We start from the raw sequence: 22,144 nt of genomic DNA, 5'->3' as shown, positions 1-22,144 counted from the left end.
ATAGGGACAAGAGTAAGTCCTGATGGTGAAGGAACTTGGATGTCATGGAAGTCGATACCAAGGACCTGATCATTCTCCTTGGCTATTTGCTTCATTTCAGCAGTAACACCCCCGGAGCCTTTAAGGTCGATCTTACTCCCTTCGAGTACAGCATCCCCTGAGGCTACTATATCCATTCCAGAGGAGGATTCAATACTCAGGGCATCCCCTGTCCCTATGGTGAGGGAACTATTACATTGGAGGAGGGTTGCATCCTCACTTTCCATAATTAACTTACGGCAGGATATATTGATATCACCTAATTCATTTACGAGACTAAGACCTTTTTCCTTACTTAATTCCAGGCGCATTTGTCCTTCGGAGGTACTGATCGTTAGGGACTCAGCTCCTTCTTCATCGTTAAATTCCACCCTATGACCACTCTTGGTGTAGAAGCCTTTTATATTGTTGCCTTCTTCAGCTGTTACAGGCGGACTGTGTCGGGGGGTGAACATGGTGGCTATGACAAAAGGACGGTTCACATTATTCAGGTAGAATCCAACCAGTACTTGATCTTGAATCTCAGGGTTGAACCATGTTCCGTAGCCCTTACTGGCGAAAGGTTGAACCTGGAATATCCAGGGGGTTAGGGCATTGCTTACTAAGGGAAGCCTGACCCTGAGACGTCCTAATCCATCGGGATCACTGTTGTTCTCTACAATACCAATGGTTGTTGTGATCATGCTAGGTGGGTAATTACGTAGATAGTTATCCCTTGAACTGATATCAGAAGGATCATACTTTTCCCGACGGACTTTATCTAAGTCCTGGTAGGTGAGTATCATAATAAGCTCTCCTTAATTGAGTTTGACTGAGGATCCTTCGACATTCATATTGTCAGAGGCCGTAAGACTTACATCAGAATCACTTTCTATAGATATTCCATCGGCTGTAGCTTGCAATCCTCCTGATAGGGATAACTCCGCTTCTTCCGCTTCAATCATGATTTTACCTGCCGCAGATATTCTTAAATCCTTATCAGTCTCCAGATTTATCATTTCATCAGCCATGAGAAATTCAAATCTGGTTGCTCCGTCAGCAGCGATAAGCTGGATCTTTTCTTCGCCTGATTTATCATCCAGGATCAGTTTATTACCGGAACGACTTTTAATGAATTGGAGATTGTTTTCACCATCTGCATTAAGATCACTGTCGGTGTTTTCTTCTGTACTGGGGGGAAGGTTGTCCTGATGGTGGAGACTTCCTAGGACAAAGCCTGCCTGGTGTCTGGCATCTTGAAAGGCTATGACAACTTGGTCTCCTACTTCAGGTAGAAAGAAAGCTCCTGAACCATTGGTTGCATAAAAACTTAAGATAGGTAGCCAGTCTGTTTCTGTGTCTTCACCTTGCAATGAATAGCTTACTTTGATACGTCCCATACTATCTGGGTCTGTGTTGTTGCTTACTGTTCCATAAATAAATTCATTCATTTTTTTACCATTTTTATTTCACAATTTTTTTTAAGTAGACAAAAGGATTACTACTTTAATAACATCACATTATTGATACGAAAGGAGGTAGTCAATTAGCCCATGAAAGACATATTAACTAACTCATACAACAAAAGTTCTTCAAACTATGATGAACAATTCAAAGAATTACAATGGAAAAAATATAACGCTCTTGATGATTTTTTCAGGTAAAAAAAAGAAAAATGTTTTTAGATGCTGGAGCAGGTACAGGGTTATTATAACGCTTATAGAAGAAACTCTAGAAGAGGATATTAAGATCCATGGAAAAAACTATCTTCCTTTCCTATTAAAGCTTTATTATGATTACAGTACATATTGTGTGAGGTAAAAAATGAGAACCATATCTTTTGTTATTATTTCTCTTCTATTAGTTATCACAGTGGAAGCACAGGATTCTAAGGTACGTTATAATTTAGACTATATAGAATCCTTTGATGGGGTGATGACAGAATATTATTCTCCACGTCTCATTCCTGTGGATACTCCTGATGTATCATCGACTCTTGGTAATTATACTGCAGATAGACTAGTGGATGGAGATTCCTCTTCTGCCTGGATTGAAGGTGTAGAGGGAAAAGGGGAAGGACAGACGATTACTTTTGATGTCAATCTCAATGCCATACCTAGAGTTATAGCTATCTATCCAGGGTATATGAAATCCCAAAAACTATTTGATAGAAATTGTCGTCCTGAAAAACTCAGAATCCGTTGGTTGGGCTTTGATGAAAGTAGAGAAGATCCCTATTTTGAAATCACTTCCCTTGAAGTAGAATTATTAAAAGACACTAATGGCAAGGTCTCTAATAAACCTCAGTATATTTATATAAGTAATTCAGCTTTTCTTCAGAACATGGAGGTTTCCGAATTATCTCTTTTGACCATTGAAATATTATCAGTTGATGATAAGGGGGCGATAGATCCTGATATGGCCATAAGTGAGATTCAACTCTATAGTGAAGGTGACTTTGTTAAGAGTTCTATGTAAAAAAGGATCATATCAAGACTATAATCAAAGATACACCGGAATGAGAATTTTGCTTTATGCTGTATAACAATAAAAAGAAGGGGTGGGGCAAAATTCCTTTAAAAACATAATTGTTGTGTTAGACTGAAGGTATGGAAAAAGATTTTAATGACTTATCACTAAATGTTGCCTTAAATAAAATAGAAGAAAATCCAAATGATCCCGACGCTTGGCAGACCTTGGGTTTTGTATATCACAAAGTTCATAAGGATATGGAAAAAGCTCAAGAAAGCTTTGAAAAGGCTATTGAACTAAATGATGAACAGGAATCCTCCTGGAGCGCTCTTATCGAAGTGTGTTATGAAAAAGAGGATTATGAAAAGCTGATTACCCTATTTGAAAAAGTTAAAGATAAATATAGAGGTAATTTTACCATCTGGAATTACGCAGGTAGAGCTTATGAGTTCCATTATGAAGATTATGCTAATGCTCAGAAGTGTTACGAAAACGCATTAAAATATCATAGAGATAAGGCATCGTTATGGTATCGCATCGCTTATATATATGAAATCTATACAAAGGAATATGAAAAGACAGTACATGCTTATCAACAATGTGTGAGCTGTGACCCAGACTATTATCAGGCCTGGGGAAATATGGGATATATCTATGCTACTTTTCTAGGGGATAAGGAGAAAGGTTTAGAATATTATCTTAAAAGTCTTGAACTTGAACCAGAATATAGTTATGCCCTATACAACCTTGGATTTCTCTACAACGAAATGGGTGATGCCGGGAAAAGTCTGGAATGTCTTGAAAAGCTAATATCCATTGAACCTGATAATTTTAAAGCCTGGTCAAGTTTGGGAGTCCTCTATGGCAATAATTATGATGATATGACTAAGGCGGAGGAATGTTTTAAACGTTCTGTTGAAATCAATTCCCATTATGCTGATGGATGGAATCTGTTGGGTATTCTATATGAGCGTGTCCATAATGACCCAGATAAAGCAGGTGAGTATTTTCAAAAGGCTAAGGATAATTCTTAACAGCTTACATGATCCTGTCCGGATCCTGAAATAATAGATAAAATCCAGTCTTTTCGTATTCACTAAATGAACTATATATTAAAAAAAATCACTATATATTTAGTTTCTTAAAGCTAAAAGGTATATGTTATGAATATTATGAAGGTTAAATCAATTGCTTGGTCAATCATCATATATGTGCTCTTTTTATCTTCTGCAACATCATGTCAGTTGTATGTTGGCTATGCTAGTTTCGGAGAGGATCTAAGAGATTTACCTCATGATACTGGGGGAACTCATTATCAATATCCTTTCGCCAAAGAATCTGCATCACCCTATGGACATTACGTTTATATTCCAGGAGGGTATGATGATACGGACATGGCTTATCCTTTACTGATTTCACTCCATGGTTCAGGAGAACGGGGTGATGGTAGTACTTCTCAACTAGAGAGGGTTCTCAAATATGGTCCCCAGGAAATGATTGAGGAAGGCACTTGGTCTCCTTCCTTTCCCTTTATTGTAGCCACTCCTCAAATACCAACAGGTTCAAAATGGAAAGCTTTAGAACTTGCTGAGTTTATAGCATACCTTCAAAATACATATCGTATTAATGCCTCGCGAATATATCTTACTGGTTTAAGTATGGGTGGTGAGGGGCTTTACACTTATCTTAAAAAGTATGGCAGTCGTGCAGGTATTGCTGCAGCGGTGCCTCTTTGTGGTAAAGTGGACACAAATGATGTTAATAATTTAAGAGATGTTCCTTTGTGGGTCTTTCATGGGGATTCTGATAAAGAGATAAATGTCGAGAAATCTATAAACCTTGTAAAAGCATATAATAATCTAACACCTTCACCCACCACAAAAGCAAAGCTCACTATATTCCCAGGAGTCGGGCATAATTGTTGGACAAAGGTGTACAACAGTAGTGGTATGGGAAAGGAATCTTCCGATTATGATCCCTTTGATCAAAACATCTACGATTGGATGTTACAATACAAGTACAAATATTAAATGAACTTTAATTCCTTTTTTGGTGTCTATCTCTATATCTCAATAATAAAAAGATAAGGAGAATAAAATGGGTATGGAAGAAGGGTTTGCAGGCTTGGCTAAAGAGATTTTCTTTGATCATAACGATGATCGGGTTAGTCCCATTAAAGGGATGTTTAATCTTCAAATCCTGAGAGGATTAGGGACTAACAGAAGTCTCTTGAGCTGTGTAGAAGATGGAACCAAGGTTGATCTTTGGAGTGTTGATGATGGCTCTGGTAGACAGCGCTGGGGAATCGAGCCCATCCCTGGAAAAGCAAATGTTTATCATATTTGTGTTGAAAAGGGTGTGAACAATGATAGACGTTATTTAAGTACGACTATTGATGGATCTAAAGTCGATTTATATGGAGTTGATGATGGAAGTGGACGCCAGCAATGGGTCATTACTCCTGTTACCTCTTGTCCAACTCCTTTTACCTGTAATATTGCTATTTATGCAGGTGTTAACGGGGGACGTAAATACCTAAGTTGTACAAATGATGGAGTTCTTGTAGATCTATGGGGTGTCGATGATGATTCCGGTCGACAAAGATGGCAACTTCAGGCAATCAAATAATGCGTACAAGCACCAGATGATTACTGGTGCTTTTTCTTTTCTAGTCTCAAAGATTATTGTAAATTAATATATGTTCATGAATACTAAGAGAGTAATGGATTTACTTCTAAATCTCCTTTCTAACACTTCATAGAAGAAAAGCATAACTCAATAATTTTAATGATTAATAGGAGAACAATATGTTTTTTGATAAGCCTGCATACGATTACGATAGTAATAAACCTGATTACACTAACATTCGTAAGCCTGATCCCAATATAGCTAAAGCTCTTCTTGCTTCCCTGGGTGAGGTTAACACTCTTGTTAATATTGGAGCCGGGTCAGGAGCTTATGAACCTACTACTATGGATGTCACTGCTGTTGAACCCTCTCAATCTATGAGAGAGACTCGCTTGGCCAAGGGGTTACATGCCGCCATAGAGGCTACAGCTGATAAGTTACCCTTTGATGATAATAGCTTTGATGCGGCTATGGCTTCTTTAACTATACATCACTGGCCAGATCTGAAAGCGGGTTTGGAAGAAATTAAACGGGTGACAAAGAAGCGTCTTGTTATTTTAACCTTCGATCCCGATCGACTAGACTCTTACTGGAGTAAAGAATATTTCCCGGAAGTACTGGCTGTGGAAGGACGTAGATATCCTAAACTGAAGGCTATCCAGTCTTGTTTACCTAAGGATACATTCCAATGTCAGTATGTAGATGTACCCCGAGATTGTGAAGATGGATTTCAAGAAGCCTTTTATGCTAGACCAGAAGCTTTTCTTGAATCAGAAGTGCGCAAGGCCCAATCGGCCTGGGGTTTTATAGATACAGAAACGGAGACTCGTTTGATTGATAGATTAAAAAAGGATCTTAATTCTGGTGAATGGGATAAGAAGTATGGCTACTATCGTAATCAGCCAACATTACAGTGCGGTCTTTGTATCGTTACTATTGATTTCGTTAAATAACCACATTTTAAGGTAGTCCCTAGGGACTACCTTAAACAGGAATTTTAATTATTGTTTTTGTAGAACTCTATTCCCGCGTAGTTTAAGTAATCAACACTGCCTTCTTGATGGTATTCTAATATATTGCCATTATTGCGACCTAAACCTTGTACCCTTAATAGTTCATCATTGATGATATCCAGAGAGACATTAAGAGTCCCAAGATCAGAAGACTGGGCTTTCATTAATAGTAAGTCGCTCTTAGTATCATAACTTAGAATAAGTTCCTCGAATAATCCATTAGATGTATAGGTACCTAATCTATTCTTCCATGTTTCTGATATAACTGAGGGCATACTCTTTGTGACGGGACCCATGAAAAATTTTTCTTGATAACCAATAAAGTCTGCATATTTGTTCACAATAGGATGTAATGTTATTCCTGTTTCTCCCAGGTAAACAACATTGTCTTCTGTAATAAGTATTTCAGTGTTCTCTATTATATCCGGGATATTAGCAACAAGTTTTCCTTCTTTATCATGGATATGAAGTAATCCAATATTACCCATCATATAATAGCCTGATAATTGGCTAATATCTTCTTTTTGAATAGGACGGAATTGAGGACTTTTGGGTTCATCAATCTTTGTACCTAATAAAAGTTTAATTATTTCTATGCTTAAATCTGTGAGAACTTCATTGTTACCTGTATTATCGTTAGAAGCTAAAAATACGGCTGTACCAGCTTCAGGGACTATTTTCATTTCTGAATAAAAAGGCGGGATAGTTCCTCCATGTCCAAATACATCATAACCTGCTATATGTTCGATCCAAAATGTTAAACCTATTTCAAAATTCTCGTCTAAGACAACGTCTTTGTTTTGTTGAACAAACATCCTCTGTAAGCTGTCTTGTGATAATAATCTATTAGACTCTCCCATACTGCATTTGATTAATTCTTCTTGGAATATTTCCATATCTTTATTGGTTAATAGGATAGATCCAGCAGGGATATCCTTAATAAACCACATGAGCTCTTGATCTTCACCGGCATTATATCCTTTTGATAGGTTTTTCAAATTCTTGTCATGTATTAAAACCTGTGCCCTATCCATTCCAAGAGGGTTAAAGATGTGTGTTTTTATATATTCTTCATAACTCTCTTGGGATACTGTAGCAATGATTTCTCCTAATAAACTAAAGCCTAAGTTATTATAGGCAAAGACACGGGGGGAATCTTTTACTAAATACTCATCCCCAAGGATAGCCGAAGTCTTCATAAACTCAGTGTCATCCAGTTCCTGCTGAACAAAATTTCTGAAATAAGCAGAGGGGAGAGAGGAATGGTGTGTTAACAGGTCTCGTACTGTTACTGTTGAATTTTCTTCTAGACTTTTGGGTTTAAAGTCGGGCAAGTACATTCGAACATCATTATCTAAAATTATCTTATCATCCTCCACTAATTGCATAATGGCTATGGCTGTAAAAAGTTTTGTAGTGGAACCGATTTGAAACAATGTATTTGAATCTACTTTTAATTGCTGACTATAATCTCTATATCCATAACCTTTTCGTAATAAAGGCTTTCCTTTATGGATTATAGATACCGTTAGCCCTGTGATGTTATTTTCAGCAACTGTCTCACTGATCAAATTATCTATTTCTGATTCTGGTTGATTGGTTGTTGTAGCGCAGCTAAAAAGGACTAGGGCCAGATATATCGATAGTATACCTTTCATTCTTTTACTCCTAAATATTTATTGTATTTAAGGTAAACAGAATCCCCTTTATAGGTATATCAGCCATAGTATGAGATCCTGTTCCTATTAGGTTGATCTTTGTATGAGAAGGGACTTAATGCTGCTTCACCCCTTCGGTACACCAAGAGTTTGTCGATCTGATATTGACGGAATATGGACAATAGCAAAAACTTGACACAATCCAATAATTCATCGATATTAGACAGATGAATATAACCGCACACGGAAACATTATAATTAGCATTATTATTCCACTCAATCCGTGGCGGGTACATCCTATTGTTTAGCAATAGGTCAACGGAAATCAACAAGCCCGCCCATTCGGCGGGCTTTTTTTTATCCAAACAAAAGGAATGAGGTATGACATGTATAAAGAAACGAATGTAAAAATGAACTTACCTTCCATGGAACAAGAAGTTCTGACTTTTTGGAAGGAAGACAAAATCTTTGAGGAATCAGTCGATAAACATAAGGATGAACATGTCTTCTATGATGGCCCTCCTTTTCCTACAGGGTCTCCCCATTATGGTACGGTATTTGTTTCCATCCTTAAGGATGCCATTGCCCGTTTCTGGACCATGAGGGGCAAGTCTGTTCCCAGAGTATGGGGTTGGGATTGTCATGGTTTACCTATCGAGAATGCTGTTGAAAAGCAACTAAACATAAGTGATAAAAGGGATATCACCCAAACCATTGGAATTAAACAATTCAATGATAGTTGCCGGGCTCTTGTTAGTGGTTACAACGATGCTTGGGAAGAGTACATTGATCGCATTGGTCGATGGGTAGATTATGACCATCCCTATAGAACCCTTGATAAGAACTACATGGAGAGTGTGATCTGGGTTTTTGCAGAAAGTTATAAAAAAGGATTAATCTACAAAGACTACAGAGTTACCCCCTATTGTTATCATTGTGAGACCTCCCTCTCCATCTCAGATACACGGGAATCGGATTCTACCAGACCCAGACAGGATCCCACTGTTATTGTGAAGTTTAAATCCTTAGATTCCTGGGGTACGAATTCTAATAAACCAACCTACTATCTGGCGTGGACCACAACCCCTTGGACTCTTCCTGCTAACTTAGCCTTGGCCGTAGGTCCTGATATTGAATATGTTCTCCTCGATACAGCTGAGGCCCAATATATCTTGGCTAAGAGTCTTTATAATCCTAAGGACTTCCCTGAAGATTCTCATATCATTAGTAGTTTTTCAGGAAGGGATATGGAAGGGAAGAAGTATGAACCCTTATTCCCTTATTTTGCTGAGGCAAAGAATGCTTTCCAGATCATCCTGGGGGATCATGTTAGTACAGAAGATGGGGTAGGGATTGTTCACACAGCACCTGCTTATGGAGAAGAAGATTATTGGGTAAGCCGTAATTATGACATTGAGATCAAGAACCCCGTATTGGCCAATGGTACTTATGATTCTACAGTAGTGGATTTTATAGGTGAAAATGTTCATGACGCTAATCCCAAGGTTATTCGTAAACTCAAAGAAGAGGGGAAGATTTTTAAACAGGCTACTGTTGAGCATAATTATCCTCATTGCTGGCGATGCCGAACTCCTTTGATCTATCGAGCCATGGATGCTTGGTATTACAACATTGAAAAGATCAAACCTCAGCTTATGGAAGAGAATAAGAAAATCAACTGGATACCTGAGACGATCAAAGAAGGCCGTTTTGGTAAGTGGTTAGAAGGGGCACGGGATTGGAACTTATCCAGGAACCGCTATTGGGGAACTCCTATTCCTGTTTGGATCTGTGAAGATTCTCAGTGTCAGCATAAATGGATTCCTTCCTCTGTGGCTGAATTGGAAGAACGATCAGGCCAGCACATTGATGATCTGCATATTGAGTTCATTGATGAACTGGAAATCACCTGTGAATGTGGTAAACCCATGAAAAGAACACCTGAGGTTCTCGATGGTTGGTTTGAGTCAGGAGCTATGCCCTTTGGCCAATGTCATTATCCTTTTGAGAATAAACAGTGGTTTGAGAATCATTTTCCTGCTGATTTTATTGTGGAATACCCGGGACAGATCCGGGGATGGTTTTATTACCTTCATGTGTTAGCTGTCGGCATCTTAGGTCGTCCTGCTTTTAAGAATTGTTTGGTTCATGGAACTTTATTGGCTTCTGATGGACAGAAGTTTTCCAAATCAAAGAAGAATTACACAGACCCTATTCAGTTACTGGATCAATATGGAGCGGATGCTCTTAGGCTTTATCTGATTAATTCTGCGGCTTCCGTATTGGGTGATCTTAAGTTCGTCGACGGAGAGGTTCGTGATCAGGTTAAGGAAATTATAATCCCCCTGTTGAATGTGGTGAGCTTCTTTACCACCTATGCTAATTTGGATGGCTTTGAAGCCACATTAGATTGGACTCCCGAGAGTGAACGAAATCTTGATAAGTGGATTATAGCTCTCTTATCCAAGACTATTAAGGACACCACCGACGCTTATGAAGCCTATAAGATGAATGAGGTTTTAGCTCCTTCTATTAGCTTCATTGAGAACTTGAGTAATTGGTACATACGACGTAGCCGGGAACTTTTCTGGGAGTCAGGAATGTCCCATGAAAAAGAAAATGCCTATCAGGTCCTGTATTATTGTATTGTACAGCTCTTAAAGCTTTTAGCCCCTGCTATGCCTTTCCTTGCAGAGAAATTATATAAGGACCTTACCAATGATAAATCTGTTCACTTAAGTGATTGGCCCGAGTTCAGCTTTGAGGATAAGGAAGGTTTGTTAGAGCGCTACCAGTTAATGCAGAAGGTTACAAAGTTAGGCTTATCCCTGAGACAACAGCAAAAAATGAAGGTACGACAGCCTCTGGCTGAGTTAAAGCTCTGTCTTCCTGATCAGTATGGAAGGGATTCATTAGATTTTGAATTATTAAAAGAAGAACTCAATGTGAAACACATTAGTCTTTTAGAAGATTACCAAGAATTGGCTCGAATCAAAGCCATTCCAAATCCTAAGCTTTTAGGTCCTCTCTATGGATCGGAGGTGCAATTTATCATCAAGAATGCCAAAGCTGGTAATGTGAAGATTGATAAAGATCATGTCACTGTTTATTCGGAAGATAAAACCTGGGACCTAAGTCCTGATCAGATCCAGATTGGTTATGAAGGTAAAGACGATCTCAATGTCCTAAGTGAGGATGGTATTGTTTTGGCTTTTGATTTTGAACTAACAGAAGAACTTATTCGGGAAGGGATCCTCAATGATCTTAATAGGGCCATTCAGAACATGCGTAAAGATGCAGGTTATAATTTAGATGACCGAATCTATCTTAAGCTAGAAGGCTCCCTAAAGGATTCAGAGAAACAAAAACTATATGACAATGCCTTAGGGGAAGCTTCCGAGGATTTGGTATGGGATGTGTCCGATGTTATTCACTTGGGGGATGAGGATTTTACAATCTCCATGAAGAAGAAAATGTAGGGATTTTATTCTCATTAAGTATCTGTCCTCCCTGTTGAAGGGAGGATAGTATTGAAATATACTATGAGTCTGGATCTTGATGTCTTTATTACATAAATCTATGAAGTAAAAATGAAGTCTTAAACTTGGGAGATAAAGTGATTATCGCTGGTGATCCGGAACCATATCGATTAGGGTCTGATCTTGTCGTTGTACCTGTTAGATATTCTTCTACTTTGGATAAAAAGGGGGGGCTTTTATGATAGCTTAATATCATCTGCTGTCTTTGATAAGGATTATCAAATTGGTGTTGCCATAGATTTTATGTATTTGTTTTCTGCCCCCAATATCGCATCTCCTATAGGTAGTGAGTTTTTGAATACTTCAGATATTGTCATCATCGATAAGAGATTTAAGGATGATTACTCCTATAAAATCCTAAAAGTTAATTGGGCAACAAGAATCCCTGATTATAATAAGGCCTTTGAAGAAAAGAGAATTTTACCTTTAGGACAAAAAGTTATCGTTACTGGCGAGTGTGAGTATTCTGTAGATACACCTTATCTGATGAAACAGATCAAATACAAATAAGGATTTTTCAAGAAAACGGGGTGTTCTGTACCGAAGGAGTATTGTATTTGTTCATAAGGGTTATGACGATGATACATTTACCAAAATCACCTATAAAACCCATGAGAATCATCAAGTATCTACCTATGATAGTTATATTCTTAAACATAATATTTCTGTATCAGAAGAGGATGTTCAGAACACTTGAGATTGATGCTAGAAAGAAACTGATACAAGAAGCAGCTGAATATACTGAGTCCATTTTCTATGAGGATATTCAATACTACATGGAATTATACAATTCTGCCTTCCTTCAGAATAGTGAGGTTGAACTATATACGGAAGGGGATTTTCTTAAGAGTTCGATGTGAGTGAATATTCCTGATATCTTCTTTACCAGAAAAAGACATAGTTAATGCTAAAATTACTACCATGAGGTTAGTAAAAGTAATGAAGTTAAAGTTTGTATAATACGAATCCAGTCTTCCCAAAGGAAGACTGGTTATCTGACAAATTAGTTTTTGGCTATGAAGGGAGCTAGAACTTCTTCATCCCCCCATTCTTCTGCTAGTTCTATGGGTGTCCCGTCTGAAGTCTCAACATACATATCCGCACCATGTTGTAATAGTAAACGAGACATTGGTATATTCCCGTTGATAACAGAAAATGCCTGTGTATCAGCTTTTCAGTGGCTTTGTGTATTCTCTTAAATATTTGCCTGTTACAGAAACATTGTGTTGTAATAAATCCTCAACAATCCCTTCATAGATGACCTCTCCTCCATCCTTTCCTGCACCTAGTCCCATGTCGATGATCCAATCTGCCTGGGCGATAATATCTAAATTATGTTCTATCACGATAATAGTATTCTTAGCTGTCACCAAAGCATTTAATATGTTCATAAGTTTCTGTGTATCAAAAGGATGTAATCCTGTGCTTGGTTCATCCAAAATAAAAATATTATTATTTGAATCGAGTTCTCGTGATAACTTAAGCCGTTGCCTTTCCCCTCCTGAAAAGGTGTTCAGTCTTTGTCCCAAGCTTATGTATCCAATCCCTAATTTTACAATGTTCTCTAGTGGGTGGATAAATTTATGATCACAAAAGAATGTTATGGCTTCGTTTACGCTCATTCTCATTAGGTCTACGATATTTTTGTCTTTGTATTTGAGAGTTAAGACTTCCTTTTTATACCCGCTGCCGCCGCATTCATCACAGATCTCTTCAATGTCGTCCATAAAAGCAAGATCTATTTTCTGAATACCGAGTCCCTTGCAAGCTTGACAGGCCCCATCACTATTATTGCTAAATAACTTGACGCTTGCATTAGTATTTTGAGCGAATAACTTTCGGATATCATCGAAAATATTTAAATATGTCAATAAGTTGGAACGGGGGCTTGCTGCAAATAGTGACTGATCGATGATCGTGACATCGGGGTAAAACCGTGGTAATTCTCTGGTTATTAATGAACTTTTACCTGAGCCTGCAACCCCTGTCACTACTGTTAATACTTGTTTAGGAATCTTGACGGTAATATTTTTTAGATTATACAGATGACTATTTTTGATCTCTAGAAAGTCTATTCCCCGTTTCGGGTTTCTGTTATATGTTTTTTCTTGTAAAAAATACTGTCCTGTTTTTCCTTTCGAGTCTTTTAACTGGGTAAAATTGCCTTCATAAATGATTTGTCCTCCCTTTTTTCCTCCTAGGGGGCCTAAATCTACAATATGATCTGCCATTTTTATGATATCTGGATCGTGATCAACGATTAAAATCGTATTCCCTTTATTACAAAGTTGGGTAATGATTGAAACCAAATTATCAATGTCTTTTGGATGTAAGCCTATGCTGGGTTCATCAAAAATATACAAAACATCTACTAAACTGTTTCCCAGATGCTTTACCATCTTTATCCGTTGTGATTCTCCACCGGAGAGAGTGTTGGTTAAACGGCTGATAGTTAGATATCCCAAGCCTATACTGATCATATTGTTAAGTTTTTTTATTAACTCCTGCAATATACTGGAATAGGCTGTATTTTCAATTTTCTGGATAAAAGCTAACAATTCGTGTATTGACATTTGGGAACAGTCCCCAATATTTCTTCCTTCTATCTTACAGGATAAAATTCTATTATTGAGTCTTAATCCTTTACAATCTGGGCAAGTTTCTGTTCTTACTATTTTTTGAATAGCCTGTTTTTTCTGATCAAATTCTTTGGATTCTTTATTTAAAAAAGTGCGTTCAATACGTGGGATCACACCTTCATAGAGAGCCGTTTTATGCCATTTTGCGTTTGGTTGAATAGGTTTATGCTCTGATGCATATAACAATAAATCCCATTCTTCCGGGGTATAGTCTTTTAATTTTTTATTATTATCGAAATATCCAGAATCAACATAACGTGTCCATCGCCAACCCTTTGGCTGGAATGTTGGAAAATCAATGGCCCCTTCGTTTAGTGATCTGTTTTTATCAAATAGCTTATTGATATCAATTGTCTGAATAATTCCTAAGCCTTGGCATTTCGGGCACATTCCTTGAGGATTATTAAATGAAAAAACGTTGGAATATCCAACAAATGGTTCTCCCATTCTGGAAAATAATAAACGAAGTTGTGTGAATATGTCCGTTACTGTTCCAACGGTAGAGCGGGCATTTCCTCCTAAACGCTTTTGATTAATAATAACAGGAACATTCAGATTTTCTATTTTTTCAACATCAGCTATTCCAAGGTGTTGCATTCGATTTCGGACAAAACTATTTTGTGTTTCATTAATCTGGCGTAGGGCTTCTGCCCCAATGGTTTCAAATACAAGGGATGATTTCCCTGAACCGGAAACTCCTGTAAATACAGTTATTTTGTTTTTGGGTAATTCTAAGCTTAGATTTTTAAGGTTGTTCTGTCTTGCACCGGATATTTTTATTTTCTTCATTTTATAGACTCAATGGAATGGATTATACTGACATTAGGAATTCAATACTCTAGTATTTGTTCATAAATATTTTCAGTTTCAGGATTAATTTTAAAATCTGGTTCAATTCCCCTATTATCAATAGGAGGATGATTTTTCCATATTCTCTTTTGTGTAGGAACGAGAATCATTAAGCCCTCTGACTGTAGCTGATAAGGAATAGCATCACCATAATCCAATGCTCCTTCCGTTTTTTCTCCCACCAAGATAACTTTGGGATTATGTTTAGCCCCAAGTATAAACTCCTCGGCAGTACTTGCCACATATCGATCAGCTAGGATATATATTTTTTTTATGTGAGTAAGTTGTGGTTCTTTATTAATTTTAGGGTAGGTATAGCTAACAAATTGGTTTCTATTGTTTTCCATTTTACTAACTATAGATGAGATCAAAATATATTCCCTACTCTCTGTATCTTCATAATGATTTAGAGCTGATTTGTATAAACGTAAATTGTCTCTTGAAGCCCATACTTTCCAACTGGATTCATATTCTGGTGCTCCTATTAAATCGAGAAGGGGAAACATTGAAAAGAAGCTTCCTCCTCCATTACCACGGATATCAATGATAAGATTTTCTATGTCGATAAGCTTGCTGTATTGATCTTGTAACATATTATTAATATCTGTTTCATATTGCATCTCAAAAGAGGGTATCGATATTATCGCTGTAGTAGGATTTAAGATTATTACCCCCATTTCATGATGCACGTAATGTGAGTAGTCTTTCTTTACAAATAGAGGTTTTCCCTCTTTCATCAATATAAGATGTGGATCTTCAAAAAAGGATAGCCATCTATCATATTCCAAGGGATAATCCTGTGATTTTCCCTGTGTGATAGATTGGTGAATACTTTGATTAAGTAAGGCAAATTGCTTTTTTTGTTGATCCACTTTCTCTGTATATCCAGCATAATTATCCTGGATAATATTTTTTAGTTCTTCAAAAGCTAATAGTGCTTCTGATATCTCTGCATCATTCCCTTTGGCAGATTCTTCCTCCAGGTTTTGATCTTCAGCAAAAATTGAATAGGACAGTAATAGAAGTAAACATAATAGTGTGTGAATTCGTTTCATTTTTTTCCTGGATCTAAGCTACAATACAATGAGAATAATGTAAATCTCATTGATAGTCTGTATGAAACGATTCCCTTCTTACAGAGACATCTATAGGGAAGAAATATAGTTATCTGTTATCTCTTTAATCCTACCTGATTTTTCCATTTCTTCTAATACTTTTGTGATTTGTGGAATCAGTGAAGAGTGTTTTTTATTCAAGAAATGATAAAGCTTAATAGATTGTAATGGTGGTTCTAGAATCTGCAATTGAGAATATTTTGGCGATTTTAAAATACTGATAATATCAAGTCGACTTTCCACAGCGACTTGAATTCTGTCGGCAATTAATTTCTGCAACAGTGCTTCATCAGTGGTGTTAAACTCAACGTCCATACCTTTAGTTCCATTTTCAATATACTTTATTCCCCTTCGTATCCCAATTTTGTAGGGACGTATGGATTCCCATCCTGTAATAGTAAGATCAAGGTTCTTGGTTATAGCTAAACCCTCAACACTATTGATAGGAACAGGGACCATTACAAGGTTGGGATAGCTTTTCTCTGTACCCTTAATCCTATGAACTTCTCCATCTGTCGCTCCAGAATTGGAACTTGCCAGAGCACGTTCTGGTGGAAGAATTGTAAATGTAAGCTCTATACCCAACTTTGTATAAGCTTCTTCAAGAATTATTTCGGACAATGCATTCGTCTGGCTTTCAATAGAGCTAAGATTAATAGAGCTCTGAGCTATTAATGTTCCCATTCCTGTAACAAATAAATAGACTAAAAATAGTATCTTTTTCATTCCTATATCCTCCTGAAAATCGGCCGGAAATTTATCACGTTTTCTAGCCTATAATATTCTCAGTCTTATTCATTCTTTATTGTTTTTCAAATTATATTGTACATAACCCTTCTTTTATCCAATATAAATTCTCGATAGAAATATTCTGAAAGTCCTTGTGCCGTGTGAGTTATCTATACGAAGCTGTTTGATTTAACAGATGTTATTGGAAATCTTTGATGATATCCATTAGTCTTTTCTCTAAGGTCCGGAAATCTCATTTGTTTGTTGACTATGTAAGGAAGATCAAAAAAGGATAGGTAGGAGTATGTATGAAATTAAGTGGAAAGATAACCTTGATCTTGAGTTCTGTGATCTTCATTATCATGGTTATAATAGGTTTTTATAATATACGTTATCAGAATAGCGAGGTGATTAAGGATTTTGAAAAGAAAATCAACTACAATATTGCCCAGATGGCACAGTCCTCACTTACTCCTATATACAATTTTGAATTGGAAACAGCTTATGATTTATTCAAGCTAGGCCTCAATGATGAAGAGGTAACAGCGATTTACTATATCAATATAAGGGGAGATATCCGTGGATGGAAACTAGATAATAATGGGGAGGTCGTTGAACTTTCTGATAAAGAAGAATATGAAAGTATGCGACAGAACGTCTATGAACTACGTGAATCAGAACTAATTCTTGGGGATGAAAAGCTGGGCACTCTAACCATATTATATAATGATAACGTCATTAAACAGAAACGAATGTCTGTGCTCTTTACAAATATATTTGAAACGATTGGAGTCATCGGTTCTCTTACTATTCTTACTTTAGTCATAATGAATATTATGCTGGGTCCTTTGCAGGTTATTACCATGGGTGTTGATAAAATATCACAAGGGAATATCTCCGAAAATGATGAGATTAAAAAATTACTGACAAGAAAGGATGAAATCGGCCTTTTATCTCATAGTGCAAGTACTATGATTGATTCCATTAGGGATATTGTTCTGAGTGTAAAAAAAGCAACATCCCATATCGACACAACTAGTAAGACCCTTAATCACACTAGTCAGACTCTTACAGAAGGAGCGGTCAAACAGGCCTCTATCTCAGAGCAGGTTTCTGCTTCCATGGAGCTTATTCTGGAAAAGATCACTTCAAACTCTCTCAATGCAGAGCAGACAGACCAGATAGCAAAAAGAGCTTCACAAAAGGCCGACAAAAGTGGCACCATAACACAAAATGCCATTTCTGCAGTTAAGAAAATTTCTACAAAAATTGAGATCATTGAAGAGATTGCAAGAAACACAAATTTATTAGCCTTGAATGCGGCCATAGAGGCCGCGCGAGCAGGAAACAGTGGCAAAGGTTTTGCTGTAGTTGCTGCTGAAATCAGAAAATTGGCAGAGAGAAGTCAAAGATCTGCTTCAGAAATAACACAACTTAGTATACATACCATGGAAGAAGCAGAAAAAGCTGGTGTTATGCTGTCTGATTTACTACCTGATATAAAAGAGACAAGTGATTTGGTTAAGGCAATCAATGATTCTGGAATAGAACAAAAAGCTTCCAGTAATGAGGTTTCCAAGGCAATATTAGAGTTGTCTGAAGTTGCCCAGGGGTTTGCTAATGAAGCTGACAGAGTTACTATGAATTCAGGATCATTGATGGAAGAGGTTAATGAACTGAACGAAATTATATCATTCTTTTTCATAAAAGAATAATTCCTAAAAAACTTAATTGATAATATGATTTTAGATATACTAATATACCTTATCTTAGAAATCCTTGGAGGTAGTAATGACTCATCGTGGTTCATGTCTTTGTGGGCGTATTCAGTATGAAGTTGAAGGAGAATTTGAAGCCTTTTTTTTATGTCACTGTAAATCCTGTCGCAAAGATACAGGGTCTGCGCATGCTGCTAATTTATTCTCTCATGAAGCTACTTTAACCTGGTTAAAGGGAGCGGATGAGGTAAAATCCTATGATCATAATAATTCTGGACATATAAAGAGCTTTTGCCCTAACTGTAGTTCTGCCTTACCTAATCTACAACAGGGGGGGGCCTTGGTTATGGTTCCTGCTGGTAGTTTGGATACCGATATTAATATCGAACCAACCGGACATATATATTTGAATGAAAAAGCTAAATGGGATACTGATTTGTATAAAGCACCTCATTATGAGGAACTTCCATAAAAGGGGTCTTACTGGAATAAGAAAATAGTTCCCAGAAGTGAAGACTTAGTTAGACCTTGGAGTGAGAAGATACTTAAGTTCTGATTTATTATTTACATTTGTCTTTTGATAGAGATGTGATACATGTGTTTTTACAGTGGCTAAGCTGATGTTAAGTTGTTTACATATATCTTTATAAGAATAAGATTCAACCAGCAAATCAAAAATTTCTCCTTCCCTTTCCGTCAATCCAAATCTAAGAATTATATCGCTGGTTGATAACTTTTCGACATTGTTAGTGCGCTTTGAAAAGAGATATATGAGAGAAAAGGATAGGGCAGACATGGTCAAGAAGGAATAGATAATAGCATCCATTACATGGAGGGGGATGGGATCAAATAGTTGTTGAAGTCTGTAGCTAGGAATAATTATTGCAAAACCCCATAACCCAGTGTATTTGATTCGATTTATAAAAGTTCTAGAAGTTTGTACTGTGAGAAGGTTAATCCATAGGCATAACATAAAGAGACTTTCCATTGTTAAATTGAGAACTGACAAACTGGAATAGGATATATATTGCAGTAGATTTAAGATGACAATTAAAAAAAATAAATAGTTACTTATTTTTTGGATAAAGGGATATTTGTGCTGATCTAATATATCGATAAATCTAAGGGCGCTAAAGAAGCAGAACAACCCTGTTATCATTTGTATTAGAGCAATATGAGAAATATCAAGACTATCTTTGGTAAGAAATAAGATGATACCTGTCAAATAATTCAATGTACTAGAAAATAACAGTAGTAAGGCCCACTTAATCTTAGTAGCTCTTTTCTGATGTATATAAATACTGATTAAAGTTATTAGAGCCCCTATCCCTGTGGATAAAGAGATGATTTGAAGTATTAAATCTAATAATTGCATGACAGTATTAGTATAGTATTATTGCAAAAAAGTCTAAATATCTTTTCTATTTGAGAACAAAGACAAACTAACTGGGTCTAAAGAATTGTATAGTTATACAAAGCAAATAAAGCAAAATATAGCAACAAATTAATAAAAAAGGAGTACTACATGAAGAGAACTATGTTTTTCTTGTCATTTTTTACCACAGTTCTTGTCTATGCTTATTCTTTAGGACTAGTTAATTTCCATTATATGATAGGAGTTATTTCAGGAGCTATGTTTTTACTGAGCTTGTATAGTTTAACTCTCTATTTTCACTTTAGAGTCAATAGTTTTTTAATCTCAAATGTTTTTCTGTCTACTGTAGGGATTTATTTACTGTTGTATGAATCCATACTTATTCAGTGGCGGTTCTTAGGTGTTTCTCTGAGTTTGGTCATTTTAATTAGTTATTATTTAATAATAATAGACAATCTAGGCATAGATATCTTATCCAGGATTCCCAATTGTATACCCTTTTCTTTATTTTTTCTAATAGCGATTTGTGAAGGGGTGAGTTTATTTATTTTTAATAAACCATACATTGTCTCTAAGTTAATCTTTCTTTTTTTTTACATGTACTATATAAGTCTTTTAATCCGTAACTATCATCATAAAGTAGAAAAAATTAATAAATATATTGCCCTAGGAAATTTTGTCTTTCTTGGTTTGTATGGTTTCGTTTGCTTACTTTTTCCCATTTCTAAGAAAATTCCTTTATTGATACTTTTCCTTGTATTTTTCGTTCTTTTGTTTATTAAAAAATTAAAAGCTGTATTTAAAGATAGCTACTTTCTTTTAGATATGTGGAAGTTACAAATAGCAATAACTAATGAAATGCGTAGCCCTTTAGAAATGATTATGGAAAGTGTTCGTACCTTATCCAGTCATGACATATCTATAAGACCCATAGTGAATGGGTCAAGAAGATTGGCTGATCTTGTTAATCAAGTATCTGTTCTGGCACAGTTATCTCATACACCAATAAAATTAAATATTAGCAATTGGGATATTGCTATTGTTATTCAAAGTGTCATTGATGGCTTTCATAATATATTGGTGATAAATAGCATCGCTATTCATTTTGAAAAGCCCAAAAAGAATATAGTCTTTGATTTCGATCTAGATCGAATGCGTGAAATACTAGTGAATATCATTTCAAATTCCATTAAACATACACCCCCCTTGGGTCTTATCTCTATTACAGTAGAAGAGCTTTTTCCTAATCGTGTTCAAATCTGTATAGTGGATAATGGAGCTAGTATGAAACGTGATTCTGTTGGTGATAATGGAATAATATATAATGAACACTATCATGCTAATCTCTTACCATATGGTTCTGGTGTGTCTATTGTATACTCGAGAGAGTTAGTGGCTCTACACAAAGGAACTTTAAATATTTTATATCCTTCTAGTATTGATAATAGAAAGGGGATGATTTATAGACTTGGTTTCCCGATGAGCAATATAAAAATTGATAAGCCTAATAAGAATGATCAGTATGATTATGTATACAAGAAAACGTACAATATAAGTAAAAAAAAATTCTTATCTGTGATGATAAACAGGATTATGTTGACTTTTTGTCTATTATATTATCAAAGAATTATAGTCTTATCATTTCAGATTCTGTAAACAATTGTATTGAAAACTGTCATTTAGAGCATCCTGATTTAATCCTAACTGAAATAACACAACCTATAGAAGAATTATTAGTTTTTTTAGAATCATTACGTCATAGCAAAGAAGACAGTTATATTCCTATAATTGTATTGTCTGATATTCCTATTAAAGGATTATCAAATGAAGAAATATTTAAATATATTGATGATTACATTGTAAAACCTATTGATACTAGCACTTTATTGACCCGAATTAATATACACCTAAGATATAAGACACAACTAAATAAAATGAATATTACTAGAAGTAAAGTCTTAAATGAGATAGATAATTTAATAGAATTGGATTTGTCTAATCCTCTACTATCAATAGATACTATATGTCATGATTTGGGGTATAGTCGATCTACACTTAACCGTAAGATTTTAAAGTTATCAGGTCTATCTTCACAGCAATATATTCAGTCTTATCGTCTTAGACGTGCTATGGAAATGTTACAAAATATTGGTGATTGTAATATAACTGAGATTGCATATAAAGTGGGGTTCTCTTCTTCTGCTTATTTTACAAAGTGTTTTAAAAATAAGTATGGTGTATTGCCCTCTCAGTTTAAACAGGTTAAGTGATTCAATTTTACTAATATATGATTCATCATTGATAGGACAAATAAAAGAGCTGTTTTTTTGTTGTTAATTTTGGTTTCAATTTAATGTTGATTGAAATCCCATTGATATTTTCCTCTCTCTT

Annotated in this window: 20 protein-coding genes; 12 read left to right on the top strand and 8 right to left on the bottom strand. The window is 36.0% G+C overall.

Annotation, left to right across the window (positions count from 1 at the left end):
- Together K345_RS0114880 and K345_RS0114875 are read right to left on the bottom strand one after the other, a co-directional pair.
- Positions 1–824 (bottom strand): phage baseplate assembly protein V (locus K345_RS0114880; protein ID WP_028974842.1); only part of this gene is annotated, 824 nt, incomplete at its 3' end.
- A 12-nt stretch (positions 825–836) separates the two neighbouring features.
- Positions 837–1,469: a phage baseplate assembly protein V gene (locus K345_RS0114875; RefSeq protein WP_028973421.1), complete on the bottom strand. Its 633-nt coding sequence runs from the start codon at positions 1,467–1,469 to the stop codon at positions 837–839.
- A 373-nt stretch (positions 1,470–1,842) separates the two neighbouring features.
- Here K345_RS0114875 and K345_RS0114865 point away from each other — a divergent pair, with 373 nt between their 5' ends.
- The 5 genes from K345_RS0114865 to K345_RS0114845 all read left to right on the top strand — a co-directional run bounded on the left by K345_RS0114865 (position 1,843) and on the right by K345_RS0114845 (position 6,071).
- Positions 1,843–2,496, top strand: a complete 654-nt coding sequence (locus K345_RS0114865) for an NADase-type glycan-binding domain-containing protein (RefSeq protein WP_028974841.1) — start codon at positions 1,843–1,845, stop codon at positions 2,494–2,496.
- Between the two features lie 131 nt (positions 2,497–2,627).
- On the top strand, positions 2,628–3,524 hold the full coding sequence (locus K345_RS0114860; RefSeq protein ID WP_028974840.1) for a tetratricopeptide repeat protein: 897 nt from the start codon (positions 2,628–2,630) through the stop codon (positions 3,522–3,524).
- Positions 3,525–3,662: 138 nt separating this feature from the next.
- The gene (locus K345_RS0114855) at positions 3,663–4,520 is read left to right on the top strand and encodes a carboxylesterase family protein (protein ID WP_211227898.1); all 858 of its coding nucleotides are present in this window, start codon (positions 3,663–3,665) and stop codon (positions 4,518–4,520) included.
- Between the two features lie 67 nt (positions 4,521–4,587).
- Positions 4,588–5,118 (top strand): RICIN domain-containing protein, encoded by a 531-nt coding sequence (locus K345_RS0114850; RefSeq protein ID WP_211227897.1) that lies wholly within the window; start codon positions 4,588–4,590, stop codon positions 5,116–5,118.
- A 179-nt stretch (positions 5,119–5,297) separates the two neighbouring features.
- On the top strand, positions 5,298–6,071 hold the full coding sequence (locus K345_RS0114845) for a class I SAM-dependent methyltransferase (protein ID WP_028974837.1): 774 nt from the start codon (positions 5,298–5,300) through the stop codon (positions 6,069–6,071).
- A gap of 44 nt (positions 6,072–6,115) precedes the next feature.
- Here the strand turns inward: K345_RS0114845 and K345_RS0114840 are convergent, their stop codons facing one another.
- A complete protein-coding gene (locus K345_RS0114840; RefSeq protein WP_028974836.1) occupies positions 6,116–7,789 on the bottom strand; it encodes a serine hydrolase domain-containing protein in 1,674 nt (557 codons plus the stop codon).
- 386 nt (positions 7,790–8,175) lie between these two features.
- On the opposite strand from K345_RS0114840, the gene ileS reads away from it, so the two are divergent.
- From ileS to K345_RS23185, 3 genes are all read left to right on the top strand, one after another.
- Positions 8,176–11,268: an isoleucine--tRNA ligase gene (ileS, locus tag K345_RS0114835; RefSeq protein WP_028974835.1), complete on the top strand. Its 3,093-nt coding sequence runs from the start codon at positions 8,176–8,178 to the stop codon at positions 11,266–11,268.
- Between the two features lie 183 nt (positions 11,269–11,451).
- The gene (locus K345_RS0114830; RefSeq protein WP_156888425.1) at positions 11,452–11,838 is read left to right on the top strand and encodes a hypothetical protein; all 387 of its coding nucleotides are present in this window, start codon (positions 11,452–11,454) and stop codon (positions 11,836–11,838) included.
- 170 nt (positions 11,839–12,008) lie between these two features.
- Entirely contained in the window at positions 12,009–12,188 is a 180-nt protein-coding gene (locus K345_RS23185; RefSeq protein ID WP_156888423.1) for a hypothetical protein, read from the top strand.
- A 143-nt stretch (positions 12,189–12,331) separates the two neighbouring features.
- Here K345_RS23185 and K345_RS23680 read toward each other — a convergent pair whose 3' ends face one another.
- The 4 genes from K345_RS23680 to K345_RS0114805 all read right to left on the bottom strand — a co-directional run bounded on the left by K345_RS23680 (position 12,332) and on the right by K345_RS0114805 (position 16,657).
- Positions 12,332–12,457 carry a hypothetical protein gene (locus K345_RS23680; RefSeq protein WP_281169330.1) on the bottom strand — a complete coding sequence of 42 codons (126 nt, stop codon included), beginning with the start codon at positions 12,455–12,457 and terminating at the stop codon, positions 12,332–12,334.
- A 37-nt stretch (positions 12,458–12,494) separates the two neighbouring features.
- Positions 12,495–14,756 carry an ATP-binding cassette domain-containing protein gene (locus K345_RS0114815; RefSeq protein WP_028974832.1) on the bottom strand — a complete coding sequence of 754 codons (2,262 nt, stop codon included), beginning with the start codon at positions 14,754–14,756 and terminating at the stop codon, positions 12,495–12,497.
- A 41-nt stretch (positions 14,757–14,797) separates the two neighbouring features.
- A complete protein-coding gene (locus K345_RS0114810) occupies positions 14,798–15,871 on the bottom strand; it encodes a S41 family peptidase (RefSeq protein ID WP_028974831.1) in 1,074 nt (357 codons plus the stop codon).
- Between the two features lie 90 nt (positions 15,872–15,961).
- Positions 15,962–16,657: a substrate-binding periplasmic protein gene (locus K345_RS0114805; RefSeq protein WP_028974830.1), complete on the bottom strand. Its 696-nt coding sequence runs from the start codon at positions 16,655–16,657 to the stop codon at positions 15,962–15,964.
- Between the two features lie 311 nt (positions 16,658–16,968).
- Between K345_RS0114805 and K345_RS22505 the strand changes: the two genes are divergently transcribed.
- Both K345_RS22505 and K345_RS0114795 read left to right on the top strand, forming a co-directional pair.
- Positions 16,969–18,375: a methyl-accepting chemotaxis protein gene (locus K345_RS22505; RefSeq protein ID WP_053228351.1), complete on the top strand. Its 1,407-nt coding sequence runs from the start codon at positions 16,969–16,971 to the stop codon at positions 18,373–18,375.
- Between the two features lie 76 nt (positions 18,376–18,451).
- Complete coding sequence (locus K345_RS0114795) at positions 18,452–18,850, top strand: GFA family protein (RefSeq protein ID WP_028974829.1); 399 nt, start codon at positions 18,452–18,454, stop codon at positions 18,848–18,850.
- 45 nt (positions 18,851–18,895) lie between these two features.
- Here the strand turns inward: K345_RS0114795 and K345_RS22500 are convergent, their stop codons facing one another.
- A complete protein-coding gene (locus K345_RS22500; RefSeq protein ID WP_053228350.1) occupies positions 18,896–19,753 on the bottom strand; it encodes a helix-turn-helix transcriptional regulator in 858 nt (285 codons plus the stop codon).
- A 150-nt stretch (positions 19,754–19,903) separates the two neighbouring features.
- Here K345_RS22500 and K345_RS0114785 point away from each other — a divergent pair, with 150 nt between their 5' ends.
- Both K345_RS0114785 and K345_RS0114780 read left to right on the top strand, forming a co-directional pair.
- Positions 19,904–21,409, top strand: coding sequence for a sensor histidine kinase (locus K345_RS0114785; protein WP_028974827.1), 1,506 nt, complete (start codon positions 19,904–19,906; stop codon positions 21,407–21,409).
- On the top strand, positions 21,358–22,023 hold the full coding sequence (locus K345_RS0114780) for a helix-turn-helix domain-containing protein (protein WP_028974826.1): 666 nt from the start codon (positions 21,358–21,360) through the stop codon (positions 22,021–22,023). Before K345_RS0114785 ends, K345_RS0114780 begins: the two co-directional genes overlap by 52 nt.
- Positions 22,024–22,144: the final 121 nt, after the last annotated feature.

Origin of the sequence: Spirochaeta cellobiosiphila DSM 17781, from assembly GCF_000426705.1 — a bacterium.
Lineage (GTDB): Bacteria > Spirochaetota > Spirochaetia > DSM-17781 > DSM-17781 > Spirochaeta_E > Spirochaeta_E cellobiosiphila.
This window is presented reverse-complemented; position numbering and strand designations above follow the sequence as displayed.

Excerpts from the sequence above, each read along its gene's own strand:
- K345_RS0114855 (WP_211227898.1), top strand. The coding sequence starts at position 3,663 with ATGAAGGTTAAATCAATTGCTTGGTCAATCATCATATATGTGCTCTTT.
- K345_RS23185 (WP_156888423.1), top strand. The coding sequence starts at position 12,009 with ATGTTCAGAACACTTGAGATTGATGCTAGAAAGAAACTGATACAAGAA.
- K345_RS0114815 (WP_028974832.1), bottom strand. The coding sequence starts at position 14,756 with ATGAAGAAAATAAAAATATCCGGTGCAAGACAGAACAACCTTAAAAAT.
- K345_RS22505 (WP_053228351.1), top strand. The coding sequence starts at position 16,969 with ATGAAATTAAGTGGAAAGATAACCTTGATCTTGAGTTCTGTGATCTTC.
- K345_RS23680 (WP_281169330.1), bottom strand. The coding sequence starts at position 12,457 with ATGTCTCGTTTACTATTACAACATGGTGCGGATATGTATGTTGAGACT.
- K345_RS0114875 (WP_028973421.1), bottom strand. The coding sequence starts at position 1,469 with ATGAATGAATTTATTTATGGAACAGTAAGCAACAACACAGACCCAGAT.
- K345_RS0114805 (WP_028974830.1), bottom strand. The coding sequence starts at position 16,657 with ATGAAAAAGATACTATTTTTAGTCTATTTATTTGTTACAGGAATGGGA.
- K345_RS0114785 (WP_028974827.1), top strand. The coding sequence starts at position 19,904 with ATGAAGAGAACTATGTTTTTCTTGTCATTTTTTACCACAGTTCTTGTC.
- K345_RS0114850 (WP_211227897.1), top strand. The coding sequence starts at position 4,588 with ATGGGTATGGAAGAAGGGTTTGCAGGCTTGGCTAAAGAGATTTTCTTT.
- K345_RS0114845 (WP_028974837.1), top strand. The coding sequence starts at position 5,298 with ATGTTTTTTGATAAGCCTGCATACGATTACGATAGTAATAAACCTGAT.
- K345_RS22500 (WP_053228350.1), bottom strand. The coding sequence starts at position 19,753 with ATGCAATTATTAGATTTAATACTTCAAATCATCTCTTTATCCACAGGG.
- K345_RS0114840 (WP_028974836.1), bottom strand. The coding sequence starts at position 7,789 with ATGAAAGGTATACTATCGATATATCTGGCCCTAGTCCTTTTTAGCTGC.
- K345_RS0114795 (WP_028974829.1), top strand. The coding sequence starts at position 18,452 with ATGACTCATCGTGGTTCATGTCTTTGTGGGCGTATTCAGTATGAAGTT.
- K345_RS0114860 (WP_028974840.1), top strand. The coding sequence starts at position 2,628 with ATGGAAAAAGATTTTAATGACTTATCACTAAATGTTGCCTTAAATAAA.
- K345_RS0114865 (WP_028974841.1), top strand. The coding sequence starts at position 1,843 with ATGAGAACCATATCTTTTGTTATTATTTCTCTTCTATTAGTTATCACA.
- ileS (WP_028974835.1), top strand. The coding sequence starts at position 8,176 with ATGTATAAAGAAACGAATGTAAAAATGAACTTACCTTCCATGGAACAA.
- K345_RS0114810 (WP_028974831.1), bottom strand. The coding sequence starts at position 15,871 with ATGAAACGAATTCACACACTATTATGTTTACTTCTATTACTGTCCTAT.